We start from the raw sequence: 15,910 nt of genomic DNA on the forward strand, positions 1-15,910 counted from the left end.
AAAAATGAGTAGCAATTTATATTTTATAAAAAGCTACTCATTTTTTATTTAAACAAATCGAATTCTTTTGTATAATTATAACTAAGATAGTGTTAATTTTAAAATAAAGAAAAGGTGAATTTATGAATAAGAAAACTAAAGATGATAAAAAAGATAAATTAAACCAAGAGCAATTAACATTTGATATTTATGAGAGTAAAAAGGAAATTAAATATAATGCCCCTGTTAATATATATGATTGTATAGAAAAGTATAAGTATGTAGGAATAGATAACGGGGGAGAGTATTTATTTGAAAAAGATTGGTCGTTTAATCAATGTGTAATATCATCAGTTACAGGAGAAGAAGTTGATTCATTAAAATTACCTTTATTAAGTGAAATATCTGCTGGTTCACCAATATATATGAATGAAGAGTATGATGAATATTTCTATATTCCAAGGGACGTTATAAAGAGGGATAAAGATTTATTTATGCTTAAAGTAAAGGGAGACAGTATGATTGATGCAGGTATTGATGATGGGGATTATGTTGTTATAAGAAAAGATAATAATGTTAGTAAAAAAAGCATTGTTGCTGTAGAAGTAGATGGACATGCTACTCTTAAAAGATTTGATGTACAGGGGAATAAGTTAATACTGATACCTGAAAATAAGAATTATGATCCTATGGTAGTAAGTGTACATGAAGCTAGAATTATAGGTAGTGCTCTTGGAGTTATAAAATGTAATAGAAATTAATTAATGATTATTTAAATAAGTAAAATATTTGCGAGATAAATTTTGGGAAAATAGACAATATTAAAGAAACAAATGAGTAGCAATTTATATTTTATAAAAAGCTGCTCGTTTTTTATGTAAAAACCTAGTAATTAACTTATTTAAATTTTTAGATAAATAATAACCAGGTATGCAACTATTATTCAGATGTGATAAGAAAGAGTGGTTAGTAAGTATTATAAATAAAAAAGTGATAAGTTAAGCTCTTATATGGTATGTTAATAAATTACAAGTAAATAGAAATATATTAGATAAAATTATATAATCAGATATGCATGAAACATGATTAATATAAAGATTATCCATATAACCTGGTGAACGGTTTGTTCAGTAGAGTATATGGCTATTTTTATTGTATAGATATTTTAATATGCAAATTTTAAAAAATATATAAATTATAATAAAAAGATGGTAAAATTTTCTTAGAGCACTATAGAGAAAGTATTAAAACATAATAATTAAATTCATAATTAAACTATGAAAGAGGAAGTGAAATGAAATTTCGACAGCTCACAAGAAGTGAAATAATAAAACTTACAGATGAACTAACATCAGAAATAAATAAACGAAAAAAATGATAAAACAAGATTTTATAAAACTAGGATATATACAAGAGCAAGAGAGGTTAACATATGAAAATATAGATACAACAGATCTAGAAGAAGATTTACTATTAGTTCTATATAACTATCATAGTAACAATAAATATAATTTAATAAATGGTAATAAAGATAAAATAGAAAAAATATGCCTTGTATCAATGTGTCAATTTATAAAAGGAGAATATCATATAAAAGCATATACAAAAGACTATGAAAATCTAACTAAACTCAAAGTAAATGGTAGATTTTATGATATATTAAAAAATGCTTTTACAAAAGAAGGAATCCTTCCTGAAAATTGGAATCATATGAAAGGGTTTAGATATAAAGATACACTTATAAATGAAACAGGAATACCAAAGTACCTAGCAAATAATTTGATAGAACTATTTAAAGTATACTGGAAGAACTTAAGACAGTTTGAATTTGACTATGTGTATGAAAATATAGATATAATACTCAAGAGAAACTATATATGGGATACTAAAGAAGTTGATGCATTAAAAGAAAATCATGAAAATCTAATAGAATATCCACGGAAAGTAAAAAAAGTAGTAAGACAACTATCTCAAGTATGTACACTTTTAGAAGAAGGAAATTACTATGAAGAAGATCTAGAAAAAGATGAAGTAGTAAAAGCTATAAATAAAGTACTAAAGTTTGATATATTTACAATATTACCTAGAAAAGAAAGCTTAAAATTACTATATACTCAAATATTATCAAAAGTAAGTGTAAATAAATTTAAAAGTATATTACAAAGTGCACCGATTAGTACAAAAATGACGATACCAGATAAAAGTCAAAAAAGTCCAGGACAATATGTAAATATGCAGCTAGGGGTTCATAATATAAATTCACCAATTTATAGAATATACACAGTATTACCACATACACACTTAAGCATAAATAAACTTTTAGAATTTAAAAAAGATGACTTCACTCAAGTTAAAGATGCATATATAGGATATATGTCAAATAATCAATTTAAAGTTAAATTAGGAAAATATAAAGAAGAAAATAGTTATCCATTATATGATAGCTTTAGATTAAGAGGATACTACTGGTATAGTAAACTAAAAAATGCAACACCAATAATCATAAATAACAAAATATATGAACCAGATGAGGTTGTAGATTATTCACCACTATTCAAATACTACTACAATAGTGCAATAGATAGTTATCATTATAATTTGGTATTGAACAACTTTAGGATATATTTACCTGCATATAAAAATGAAAGTATAGCAATTAGATGTAACTATAGTGAAGAAATAAAGTATGTGTCAATAGATAAAGATGGATATATAGAAAGCAAAAGATTTGTATTTAATATAAATAAAAAATAGATACAGATCCAATTAAATTAGAAATATATCATTATAGAAATTATAATTACGATATTTTATACAAACAAGAAATAGAAAATATAGAAGATATAAATTTATATATAAAAAATCTTGAAAGGAATAATTATAACAAAACTAATTTTGAATATAACTTAAAACAAAAGAACTGGAAGTTTAGCGATAAAATAATATTCCATCTTGAAGAATATATCACTAACCAAAATAAAGTAATAACAAATATAAAAAATGTGATAAATGAAGTATGCGTTTTATCTAATTACAATAAAAAATATAGTCAATTTTTATTAAAAGAAATAGTGAAAAAAGAAGACAATAAATTATTTATTTGCCATGAAAAATTAAGAGCTAAAGTAGGTGTGAAAGAAAATGACACTGCAAAGATTAACCTCAAATTTATGTATAAGTATGACAATATATTTGAGGTTGATATAATATCATTAAGTAGCATAAAAGTAACATTAGATAGTAAGATATATACAGATAAAGATTTAATAAATATAGAAGTAAAATATAAAGACGAAGTATCTAGTCAACAAGATACTGTAGAAGTGTATAATATAAATGATTTATTAGTACCAAAATTTATACCAGTAAGTATATATATTAAAGAAATAGAAAGTTACTATACTCAATATATAAAACCAGATGTACTTGGATTTGTAGTAAGAGATAAGTATAGTGAAAAGACTTTAGATATAGATAGTCTACATTATGATAATATAGAAAGATATATGATAGAAATACAATCATCGCTAAATAAAAATATATACGTTTCAATAAATGATAAAAGAATAGATGAAACAGAAAGCTTAACAACAATCAAGACAATAGATTTAAGTGAATATAAAGAAAGATTTAAACTTGTTACAAATGAAATATGTATAAGCCAATTAAATAAAAAAGTAAAATTTACTATATTAAAAAATATTGAAAATAATATATATTTTAAAGCTAATAAAGATTTAAAATGGTATGAAATAGATGAAATTTATAGTAAGGAAAATTTAAGTCAAGATATAAATTATTTAGAAAATGTATTTAAAAGTTACGATGGGATGAGGAATAAGTAATGAAACATATAAAAAGTATTAAGTTAGAGCCAAATGATATGAATATCATAGTTGGAATATTAGATTCTATGATTATACAACACATGATAGCGGCATCGAGTAATGCATACTATTATAAGGATAATGTTAGTGAACCTAGATTAGTATATTTTCTACAACATGATATAGAAACTGTTAAATCAAGGGCGGTAATGGAAAAATTTTATGATGAACTGAATAAAAAGATGAAATATATAAACTCAAAGTTAAAAGCTGTTAAATTAAATTATGAAACTGTGTTAAGAGAAAAAAAGCTAAGAGAATTAAGAATACTATTTGCTAAAGTTAATTTAACTGAAAATGAGCTAAAGTCAATTCCTATTTTATTAAAGTGTTTAGATATAGAATGTAGTAACAACATTATGTTTATGATAGAAAATGAATTATATATTAGAAATAGAGTTTCAAATGAAACAAAATTAGGCGTTAAGTATGAAAATCCAAATAGATTTTTAAATGAGAGACGATTGACAGAACAAAATGAAAAACTTAATGATAAGGTAAAAGAACTAGAAGAGAATATAAAAATAAAAGAGGAAGAGATAACAACGCTTGAAAATAGAAATAAAGAATTAAAGCTAGAGTTAGATTTTGATTATAAACAAATAGGGTATTATAACGAACTATCTAAAGAAGATTTTGGACAAGTTATAAAGGATTTGTGTGAACATAGTAATAAAGTTAAAGATAAATTTAAACAATTAATAGAAGAATTTGAAAATCGTGAAGAACATTCAGATGATAAGCTGTATGAGATGTGGATGCAATGGACAGAAGATGAGGTAACTGTTATAGATAGAGTTTTAAAAAAGAGTATATATGGTGAAAAAATCTGTATAGGTGATGTAAATGAACTAGAAGATATGTCAGAAAATATTATGAATAGGCATTTACTTTCAAGATTAGTATTACATTTTATTTATAGAAGAATGTCTAGTCAATGCATTGAAGAGATTTTAACGTAAGTAAAGAAGCTATTAAGATAATAAAAATCTTAATAGCTTTTTACTTCTAATATAAATAATAACTATGAAACTTTTATTTAGATTAGAAATACTTAAAAAGGGTAATTAATTTACCTTTTAAGAAAAAAATAAAACTTTTTGAAATAAATGATTGACTTTTTAATGATATTATTTTAATATTAAAGTATAAGAAATATTTTTTTAATACAAAATAAAAAGGTAAAATATTTACCTTAAAAAATAATTGGAGGGTATTATATGGAAAAGAATATTTATAACTTATTTAACACTACACGTGGAGAATTACCAATAAATGAAAGTGTAGATCTTATATCAGTATTAGGTTATATATCAGCAGGGGAACAAAACACACAATTAGGTATAAAATTACCAGAAAACACTAGCATAGTAGAACTAACTAAAAATAGTGAAAATTTAAAAGAAAGATTAATTGAGATCATATCAAGATCAGAGATATATAATAATCTATTAAAAGAATGTATGATAAAAACAATTGAAAAATCTAATATAAGTAATAGAAACTTACAAGCAATAATAGCGAATATACAGCACATAGACTTAAAAAATAATTCAGCTAAATTTATAGATACAATATTAGAGTTTGGTAGTGAATACAGCAAATTAGAAGGAGAATTAAAGGAGCCTGCATGTATAAAGCAGATAGCAACAAAAGTAATACAAATAGAAAAGGGTGAAGTATATGATGGTACATGTGGAGTAGGTCAGTTATTAATAGAATCAAACAAAATAGCTGGAGAAGAGAATGTCAAATTATATGGGCAAGAGCTAAACTTAAGAATATGGATGCTTGCTCAAATAAACTTAAGAATGCATGGATATAGAAATTTTGATATAGAGTACGGTGATACATTAATAGAACCAAAGTTTAAAAATGGGTTACAACTGAAAAAATTTGATTATGTAACTATGAATATACCATTTGGTGTTAAAGGAATAGGATATGAATTATTACAAGAAGATTTATATAATAGATTTAGATATGGATTACCAACAAAAGCAAATTTAGATTATTCACATATGCAACAGGGTATAGCATCATTAAAAGATACAGGAAAAGCAGCTATCGTAGTTCCTACGGGAGTGCTATTTAGGGAAGCGATGGATGGCAGAATAAGAAAAAATTTAATAAAGGACGATATAATAGAAGGAATAATATCGCTTCCACCGGTATTTATGAGCACAGGAATAAACGTTGCTATACTAGTATTTAATAAAAATAAAGCGGAAAATATGAAAGGAAAAATATTATTTGTCAAAGCAGAAGAACTAGGTAAAAAAGAAAGAAGAACTACAGTTTTATCACAAGAAGAAATAGATAGAATAGTTAATGTTTATATAGAAAAGAAAGAAGAAGAAAACTTTAGTAGATTAGTAGATATCAAAGAAATAGAAGATAACGATTACAACTTAAACGTTGGAAGATATATAAAAGACTATAAAGTAGTAACAAGTGAAGGCGTTATAAATATAGATATTGAAAAGTTTGAAAGCAAAAATACTACTATACTATTCAAAGATTTAGCTAAATTTGAAAGAGGTATGAACTTACCAAAAGCAACTGATGAAAGTACAGCAACACATAAAGCTATAACATTATCAGATGTGCAAGATGGTGAATTAATATTAGACAATTTAACTCCAGTAGAGCTAAAGGATATTAAGCGTATTGAAAAATATACAGTAAATAAAGGGGATATACTTCTATCAGGTAGAGGAAATGCAATAAAAGTAGCTGTAGTCGAAGATATACCAGATAACATTATAGTATCAAACAACTTCATAAAAATAACACCTAATTACAATGTAAATCCATACTTTATAAAGGCTTATCTTGAAAGTCCTGTAGGACAATATTACATTGAATCAAACCAAACAGGAACTACAATAAAGGTACTAAGTGCTAGCGATTTATATGAAATACCAGTACCAATGATAAGTGTAGAAGAACAAAACAAAGTAGCAGAAAAAACTATATCATCAAGAAATGAATATAAAGAAAGTCTAAAAAGACTACAACAAAAACTAAAAGAGGATACTCTTAATATATATAATGACTTACAAATAGCGGAAGTTATAAATAAAATATAAAGATGAAAATAGTGGGGAGGAATATATGGAACTAAAATTAGAAAATGCATTTAATGAATTAAATATAAATAATTTAACTAATGGTTTAGATAACTTGCCAGCATATAAGCTGGCAGGTATATTTAGAGATATAGCTACACAGATTGATGATGGTGAAAAGAAGCTAATACTGGGTTCTTTTGAACATATATGCATTTATAGTAACAACATAGAAAATATCAATTTTGGAGACAAACATAGTGAAATATGTAATTTGTTAGCTAAAAAAGTTAGTTATATAGATAATAGTTTACTAAAAGCTATCATAGGAGAAATGCTTTTTAAATTAAATAAAGATTATAGAGTTTTAGAGTTAACTGTTGATTCATATATAGATTCATTTGAAAAAACATTTAGTACAGAACAGTGGGTACCGTGCTTTGAATATATAGAGAAGGCATTAAATATAAGTAAATTACTGGGGAAAAAGAATAGCAAAAAAAATATATGCTTAGAGAAAATGTATACTAAGTTAAAGTCTTCATACTCTAACGATAGGTTATATCTTTCTAGTAAAATAATAACATTATTAATAGTAGAAAAGTATGGGGACAGCTCTGAACTATATAACATCTGTATAGATAGAGCAGATGAAGCAGAGAAAGAAAAAGAATTTAGAAAGAGTAGAACATACTTAGAGCTTTGTATAAAGGATTACATAGCAAAGGATAATGAAAAGAAAAACAACATAAGAAAAAGAATCGCTAGAACATATGAAGAAGATGCAAAATACACACTTGAAAAGGATGAAACAAATTACCTTGTAGCAGCTCATCATATAGAAGGTGCGATAGAGGTAAATAGAAAGATATCAAATAATAAAAGTAAAATAGATGAACTTCATAAGTTAATGATGTTTTACCAGCAAGAATCAATTAAATACATGAAGGAGATATCTTGTAATATAGAGCTACCAAAAGAAATGTCTGAAATAATAAATAATAAGATAGATTTTTTTAAAGGAAAGGATAAAGAAGATGTATTAAAAAGTTTTGCTTTCTTTGAGGAGATACCTGAGAAGGAAACTATAAAAAGACAAGTAGAAGAAGAAAGTAACTTATATCCTCTTCAAAATCTATTTCCTAGTGTAAATGTAAACGAAAAAGGAAAAAAGATATCAAAAGATGAAGGATCAAATCTTGGAGATAATAGTGCGGATATAGAAAATAAGATGTATTCTAGGGCTAAGCTATACTTTGATATGCAAACTATAACACTATCAGAGCCAATTAGAAAAGTAATCATAGAAGAACATTCTATATCAGAAGATGATTTATATGAAATACTTAACGATAACTACATAATTCCAGAAGATAGAATAAAATTTTATGCCAAGGGATTTGTAGCTGGATTTAATGGTGATTTCATAGTAAGTTCACACTTATTAATTCCTCAACTTGAAAATTCAATAAGATATATTCTAGAAAAAAATGGAGTAGTTGTAACAACTATATCCAATAATGGTATACAAGAGGAAAAGAATGTAAATACACTTTTAAAAGAAGAAAAGTTAGTAGATTTGTTTGGAGAAGACCTAATATTTATATTAAGAGCACTATTAATAGAAAAAAGTGGAGATAACTTTAGAAATGATATATCACATGGTCTTATGAGCTATGAAAGATGTGAAGGAAATTGTGCTAAATATCTATGGTGGATAGCATGGAGAATATGTGTACTATATAAGTTATATATGTAACAGGACACATTATATTAAGCATTTACAATTGAAGATAAGTAATAATTATTACTTATCTTCAATTGTAAAATAAATGCTATAATAAAAAAGTAAATAAAGTTAGAAAGGAAGATCAAATTTGGAAATAAACGTACTAGAGTCTTGGTTATACCAAGCAGCAAATATATTAAGAGGTCCAGTAGATCAATCAGATTTTAAAGCATATATATTCCCTCTACTATTCTTTAAAAGAATATCGGATGTGTATGATGAAGAATATAAAAATGCAATAGAAGAATTCGGAGAAGACTTTGACTATCTTCATAGATTTATAATACCAAAAGGATGCCATTGGAGTGATGTAAGAAAAATATCAGAAAACATAGGAGCTAAAATACATGAATGTATAAGAGCTATAGAAAAAGAAAATCCAGAAAAACTATCTGGAATATTTGGAGACACACAATGGTCAAACAAAGATAAACTATCAGATGAAATACTTAAAGACTTAATAGAGCACTTTTCACAAAATAACTTAAGTAACAGTGAAGTAAAGTCTAATACAATGGGACTTGCATATGAATACTTAATAAAAAAGTTTGCAGATGATTCAAATAAATCAGCGGGTGAGTTCTATACCCCCCGTGAAGTAGTTAAACTGATGACAATGATACTTGATCCTCAAGAAGGAGACAGTATATACGATCCTACTTGCGGAACAGGAGGTATGCTGCTAGAAACATACGAATATGTTACAAGCCAAGGAAAAAAAGGAGAAACACTCAAACTATACGGACAAGAAAAAAACCTTACAACATCAGGTATAGCTAGAATAAACATGTTCTTACATGATATAGAAGACTTCTATATACTAAGAGGGGATACACTAAGAGAGCCAGCTTTCCATGAAGATGATAAGCTACAAACATTTGACTGTGTTATAGCAAATCCACCTTTCTCGCTTAAAAACTGGGGAAGAGAAGAATGGGCAAATGACCCTTATGGAAGAAACTCACTTGGAGTACCTCCTGCATCATATGGGGACTATGCATGGGTAGAACATATGCTAAAATCATTAAAAGATGATGGAAAAATGACAGTAGTATTACCACAGGGAGTATTATTTAGAGGAGCTTCAGAAGGTAAAATAAGAAAGCAAATAATAGACAATGACTTAATAGAAACTGTAATAGGGGTTGGAGAAGGACTATTTTATGGAACTGGTATATCAACATCTATATTAGTATTTAATAAGAAAAAAGATGAAGCTAAGAAAAATAAAATACAAGTAATAGATGCATCAGAAATATACAAAAAAGATAGAAGTCAAAACTACTTAGAAGCATCGCATGTAGAAGAAATATATAACTTATATAAAAACTATGAAGATGTAGAAGGAAAATGTAGAGTAGTTGAAATAGATGAAATAAAAGAAGAAAATGACTACAATTTAAATATAGCTTTATATGTAGATAAGATAGAAGAAGATGACGGAATAACTTTAGAACAAGCATATAATGAGATGATAAAAGCTTATGAAGAAGCAACTAAAGCAGAAAAAGAACTAAAGTTAATACTAAAAGAAATGGGTGTAATGTAATGGCTAGGATAGGTTTAGAAAAAATAGAAAAGTATCTATTTGACTCAGCTAACTTTTTAAGAGGTCATATAGATGCTGGTGATTATAAACAATTTATATTCCCATTACTATTCTTTAAAAGAGTATGTGATGTATATGATGAGGAATATGTAAAAAATGAAGCAGAGTTTGGAGAAGACTTTGAAGACTTACACATGTTTAATGTTCCTAAAGAACATCATTGGAACGCAGTAAGAGAAAAAAGTGAAGATGTAGGTCAAGCTCTTCAAACTGCAATGAGAGAAATAGAAAAAGCTAATCCAGGTAAGCTTGAAGGAATATTTGGAGATGCACAGTGGACAAATAAAGAAAGATTACCAGATAGATTGCTTAAAGATTTACTAGAACATTTCTCTATGTATACTTTATCAATAGAAAATGTACCAGATGATGAATTAGGAAATGCTTATGAGTATTTAATAAAAGAGTTTGCAGATGATAGTGGACATACTGCACAGGAGTTTTATTCAAATAGAACTTTGGTAAAACTTATGGCAGAGATGTTAGATGCAAAGCCAGGGGATAGTGTATATGATCCAACCTGTGGAACAGGTGGAATGTTACTTATAACAGCTACTCACCTAAAAGAAAAAGGTGAAGAATATAGATCATTAAAACTATATGGCCAAGAAGTAAACTTAATAACTTCATCTATAGCTAGAATGAATATGTTTTTACATGGTATAGAAGATTTTAGTGTATATAGAGGAGATGTTTTAGCTGACCCTGGATTTATGGAAAATGATGAGTTAAGAACATTTGATATAGTACTTGCAAATCCACCATACTCTATAAAAAGGTGGGATAGAGATAAGTTTATGAATGATCCTTATGGTAGAAATATGTATGGAGTACCGCCACAAGGATGTGCTGACTATGCTTTTATACAACATATAATTAAGAGCATGAACAAAGAGCATGGAAAGTGTGCAATATTACTTCCTCATGGAGTACTGTTTAGGGATTCGGAACAAGATATAAGAAAAAAGATGATAGAATATGATATTGTAGAATGTGTATTAGGACTTGGGCCAAACTTATTCTATAATTCTCCAATGGAAGCGTGTGTGCTTATATGCAATATGAATAAGTCTGAGGAAAGAAAAAATAAGATATTATTTATAAATGCAGTAGATGAAATAAGAAAAGAAAAAACTATAAGTTACTTAGACAAAGAACATAGAGATAAAATAGAAGATGCTTATAAATCTAGTGAAGATGTAGATAAGTTTTCAAGATTTGTAGATTTAGATACTATAGCAAAAAATAACTACAACTTAAATATAGCTTTATATGTAGCAAAAGTAGAGAAATCAGAAGAAAAAGACATAAAAGAAGTTGTAAAAGAGTGGAATAGTAGTTGTGAAGAATTAAAAGCTTCTTTTGATAATTTCTTTAAGTTAGCAAAGGAGGTTGGCTTAATTGAAAAGTAATAACATAAAGATATTAGATAATGATTGGATGGAAGTACCATTTTCATATATGGCAGAGCATATATCTAAGAGAGTTGATCCTAAAGATACGAATTTAGATATTTATATAGGATTAGAGCATATAGATCCAGGCTCATTAAAAATAAAAAGATATGGTAAGCCAGATGATGTAAAAGGTACTAAGCTGATAGCTCAGCCAGGAGACATCATATTTGGTAAAAGGAGAGCATATCAAGGTAAAGTAGGAGTATGTGAATGGGATGCAATAGTATCGGCACATTCAATGGTATTAAGGCCTAAAGAGGAGAATATCGAGAAAGATTTCTTAAAGTTCTTTATGCAAAGTGAGGAATTTTATAATAGATCTATACAAATATCAGAAGGATCATTGTCTCCTACTATAAAATGGAAGGTTTTAGAAGAACAGAGGTTTATAATACCGAGTAAGTATAAGCAGAAAAATATAGTATCTAAAGTATCTAAATTAGATAATTTGATAAATCAAAATATCGATGTATTAGAAAAAGCTAATATCTATAGAAAAAAATTAATAAAGAATCTATTGGAAGATAGGATAGTAAAAAATGAGGAATTTAAATATGTTAAAATATCTGATGTAGCTAATATAAGTAGAGGTATAAGTTGGGGAAAAGAAGATGAATTTAATGCGAATGAAAATAATAACCGAGTAAGAGTATATAAGATACCAAATATACCTAGTAATTCAAGATATCAATCGGATGACGAAAAAACATATATAACTAGACCTAATAATATCGAAAAATATTTTGTTGAAAATAATGACTTGCTTATGGTTAGTGCAAATGGTAATCCAGATAGAGTTGGTAATTTAGTTAAGGTTAGGAAATCAGAAGAGGCTGTATTTGCATCTTTTTTATTGAAGATACAACCTAAAAATGGCATAAATCCAGACTTTTTATATTACCAATTAGTGAGTGATATTGTTCAGAAAAAAATAACAGAAGGTTCTAGGGGAAGTACAGGTTTAAAGAATATAAACGTACCACATATGAACAATATAAAAATTAAACTTCCTAATATTAAAGAACAAGAGAATATTGTTAAATTACTAGAAGAAATAGATTGTATTATAGAAAATATAAATACTAAAATAGAATACACATATAAATTAAAGTTAAATCTATTTAAATATTATACTAATAATAGATAGATTTAATAAAAGGGGGACCGTTTATGGTTAGAAGTATATATACAGAAGATAAGGCTGTAAGAAACTATATACGAGATTTATTAGTTAAAAATGATTGGACATTTATAACTTCAAATCAGTTAATAAGAAAAAATGATGATCCTATAGTTGAATCAAAATTAAAAGAAGCTTTAATAAGAATAAATCCAGAAATAAATCAAGTTCCATCAAGAGCAGATGAAGTAATACGTAGACTAAGAGAAATAATAGTAAATGCAAAACACAAGGGAATAGTTAGAGCAAATGAAGAGTTCTTTGAATGGCTTAGAGGGGAAAAAACTATGCCATTTGGAGAAAATGATGAATATGTTCCAGTAAAGTTAATAGACTTTGATGATACATCTAAAAATGAGTTTATAGTTACTATGGAATATATGATGAACTCAAAAAACAGTGATAAGGGAACTAGAGAAGATCTAGTTCTCCTTATAAACGGTCTACCAGTGTCTATAGGAGAATGTAAAAGTCCAGTAAACTCATCAGTATCTTGGGTAACAGGAGCAAAGCAAATACTAGATGACTATGAAAATAACGCACCACAGCTTTTTGTATCAAATGTGCTTAACTTTGCAAGTGAAGGAAAAGAATTTAAATATGGAACAATAAAATGTCCATTAGATAAATGGGCATCATGGAGAGATTTTGAAGGAAGATATAAAAGTCTAGATAACATTCAATATCCTATACATGAAATGTTTAACCATGAAGTATTTTTAGACTTATTAAAGAACTTTATAATATTTACAAGCGATAATGACAACAGAAGAATAAAAGTTATATGTAGATCACAACAATATGATGCAACTAACAAAATGGTTGAAAGAGTTAAAGAAGGAAAAATTAAAAAGGACTTATATGGCATTTTCAAGGTTCAGGTAAATCACTTTTAATGTTATTTGCAGCAATGAAGCTTAGAATGCATAAAGACTTAAAAAATCCTACTTTACTTGTAGTTGTAGATAGAAAAGACCTAGATACACAAATAACAGGAACATTTACAGCAGCAGATGTTCCTAACATGAAAACTGCTAAAAGTATAAAATCACTAGAAGATGAACTTAAAAATGATTCTAGGAAAATAATAATAACTACTATATTTAGATTTAAAGATGTAAAAGAAACTTTAAATGAAAGAGAAAATATAATAGTTTTAGTAGACGAGGCCCACAGAACTCAAGAAGGTGATTTAGGTATATTAATGAGAAAAGCTCTACCTAATGCATTTTTCTTTGGTCTTACTGGTACTCCTATAAATAAAAGAGAAAGAAATACCTTTGCAACCTTTGGATGTGAAGAAGATAAAGATGGATATATAAGTAAATATTCATTTGAAGATTCCATAAGAGATGATGCTACAAAGCCACTTACATTTGAGCCGAGACTTGTAAATCTTCATTTAGATAAAGAAAAAATGAAAAAAGAATTAGATGAACTTACAGATAGTTTAAGTGATTTAGAGAAGAAAGAGCTTACAAAAAGAGCTGGTGGTATAGCTACATTTATAAAATCAGATGAAAGAATTAAAGCTGTTTGTGGGGATATTGCGTATCATTATAAAAATGTAGTAGAGCCACAAAAGTTTAAGGCTATGGTAGTTTGTTATGATAGAGAATGTTGTATAAAGTATAAAGAGCATTTAGACGAATTACTAGGTAAAGAAGCTTCTACTATTGTTATGACTGTTAAAAAAGGTGAAGGTCAAGAGTACGAACAATATGATAGAGGTGAAGATGAAGAAAAAAGGCTTATAGAAAATCACTATAAAAAAGTTGATGATCCCTTAAAGATACTTATAGTAACAGCTAAACTTCTTACAGGATTTGATGCACCAATAGCTCAAACTATGTATTTAGATAAACCACTTAAAGAGCATACTTTATTACAGGCTATATGTAGAGTAAATAGAGTATATAAGCATAAAGAGTTTGGTTTAATAGTTGATTATATAGGTGTGTTTGATGAAGTTAGCAAGGCTTTAAGTTTTGATAGTGAGTCTATGCAAAAGGTCATTGAGAATATAGATGGCTATGTAAAAGAGTTTCCAATAATACTTAAGAAATGTTTATCATATTTTGAATGTATAGATAGAGATATTGATGGATATGATGGATTGATAGCTGCTCAAAATTGTTTATATAATGATGAGATAAGAGATCAGTTTGGTAAGTTTTATTCTCATTTATCTAAGTTATGGGAAGCCATTTCACCACATGAGATACTTGAAAATCATATAGATGATTATAGATGGTTAACTGATGTTTATAGATCTATAAGGCCATCTAATAATATGGGATCGCTTATATGGCATAGACTAGGTGCTAAGACTATGGAGATTATAAATAGAAATATTCATGCTGTTAATATTTATGATGATTTAGATAAAATAGTTTTAGATCCAACTCTTATAAGTGAGATTATGAGTATAAATAATCCTGTTGAAGTAAAGAGAATAGAACTTGATGTTACTAAGAGGATTAGAAAAAATATTGAAGAAGGTCAACTTCAGTTTAAAGAGCTTGCTGATAAGTTAGAGGAGTTAAAGGTTAAATATGAGTCTAATTTTATGCATAGTGTGGAGTTTTTAAAGGAGCTTATAGCGTTAGCTAAGGAAGTTATAAAAAGAGAAAAAGAGTCTGTTAATGATGAAGAGGAGCTTTATGCTGTGAAGACTGGTAAGGCTGCTTTGACTGAGTTGTTTAATGATGTCAAGGGAGAGAAGCCAAATATTGTTGTTGAGAATCTTGTTAATGATATAGATAATAAGATTGTTAATGAGGTTAAGTTGTTTATTGGATGGCAAGAGTCTAGTAAGGGGCAAAGAGAGGTAAGGATTGCTATATTGAAGGTTTTTGCTCAGTACAAGTTGCAAGGTGATAAGGAGCTTGTGGAAAAGACTTATGGATATATAGCAGAGTATTATTAATAAAGAAGA

General features: G+C 27.3%; 11 protein-coding genes. All 11 read left to right on the forward strand.

The window, feature by feature from the left end; all coding sequences use genetic code 11:
* The first annotated feature begins 122 nt into the window (after positions 1-122).
* Complete coding sequence (gene lexA, locus BN899_RS05020) at positions 123-740, forward strand: transcriptional repressor LexA (RefSeq protein ID WP_052356636.1); 618 nt, start codon at positions 123-125, stop codon at positions 738-740.
* 613 nt (positions 741-1,353) lie between these two features.
* Positions 1,354-2,733, forward strand: a complete 1,380-nt coding sequence (locus BN899_RS05025; RefSeq protein ID WP_042273438.1) for a hypothetical protein — start codon at positions 1,354-1,356, stop codon at positions 2,731-2,733.
* Between the two features lie 248 nt (positions 2,734-2,981).
* On the forward strand, positions 2,982-3,824 hold the full coding sequence (locus BN899_RS05030) for a hypothetical protein (protein WP_042273439.1): 843 nt from the start codon (positions 2,982-2,984) through the stop codon (positions 3,822-3,824).
* The gene (locus BN899_RS05035) at positions 3,824-4,828 is read left to right on the forward strand and encodes a hypothetical protein (protein ID WP_042273441.1); all 1,005 of its coding nucleotides are present in this window, start codon (positions 3,824-3,826) and stop codon (positions 4,826-4,828) included. The genes BN899_RS05030 and BN899_RS05035 overlap by 1 nt, the downstream gene beginning before the upstream one ends.
* A 258-nt stretch (positions 4,829-5,086) precedes the next feature.
* Positions 5,087-6,958 carry an N-6 DNA methylase gene (locus tag BN899_RS05040; RefSeq protein ID WP_042273442.1) on the forward strand — a complete coding sequence of 624 codons (1,872 nt, stop codon included), beginning with the start codon at positions 5,087-5,089 and terminating at the stop codon, positions 6,956-6,958.
* 25 nt (positions 6,959-6,983) lie between these two features.
* Positions 6,984-8,696, forward strand: coding sequence for a DUF4209 domain-containing protein (locus BN899_RS05045; RefSeq protein ID WP_042273443.1), 1,713 nt, complete (start codon positions 6,984-6,986; stop codon positions 8,694-8,696).
* Between the two features lie 118 nt (positions 8,697-8,814).
* On the forward strand, positions 8,815-10,275 hold the full coding sequence (locus BN899_RS05050; RefSeq protein WP_042273444.1) for a type I restriction-modification system subunit M: 1,461 nt from the start codon (positions 8,815-8,817) through the stop codon (positions 10,273-10,275).
* Positions 10,275-11,747 (forward strand): type I restriction-modification system subunit M, encoded by a 1,473-nt coding sequence (locus tag BN899_RS05055; protein ID WP_042273445.1) that lies wholly within the window; start codon positions 10,275-10,277, stop codon positions 11,745-11,747. The genes BN899_RS05050 and BN899_RS05055 overlap by 1 nt, the downstream gene beginning before the upstream one ends.
* A complete protein-coding gene (locus BN899_RS19200; RefSeq protein WP_052356637.1) occupies positions 11,737-12,939 on the forward strand; it encodes a restriction endonuclease subunit S in 1,203 nt (400 codons plus the stop codon). Before BN899_RS05055 ends, BN899_RS19200 begins: the two co-directional genes overlap by 11 nt.
* A 23-nt stretch (positions 12,940-12,962) precedes the next feature.
* Positions 12,963-13,868 carry a type I restriction endonuclease gene (locus BN899_RS19380; protein ID WP_207636841.1) on the forward strand — a complete coding sequence of 302 codons (906 nt, stop codon included), beginning with the start codon at positions 12,963-12,965 and terminating at the stop codon, positions 13,866-13,868.
* Positions 13,868-15,901 (forward strand): type I restriction endonuclease subunit R, encoded by a 2,034-nt coding sequence (locus tag BN899_RS05065; protein ID WP_207636842.1) that lies wholly within the window; start codon positions 13,868-13,870, stop codon positions 15,899-15,901. The genes BN899_RS19380 and BN899_RS05065 overlap by 1 nt, the downstream gene beginning before the upstream one ends.
* Positions 15,902-15,910: the final 9 nt, after the last annotated feature.

This window comes from Faecalimicrobium dakarense (genome assembly GCF_000499525.1).
In the GTDB taxonomy this organism is placed as follows: domain Bacteria; phylum Bacillota; class Clostridia; order Peptostreptococcales; family Peptostreptococcaceae; genus Faecalimicrobium; species Faecalimicrobium dakarense.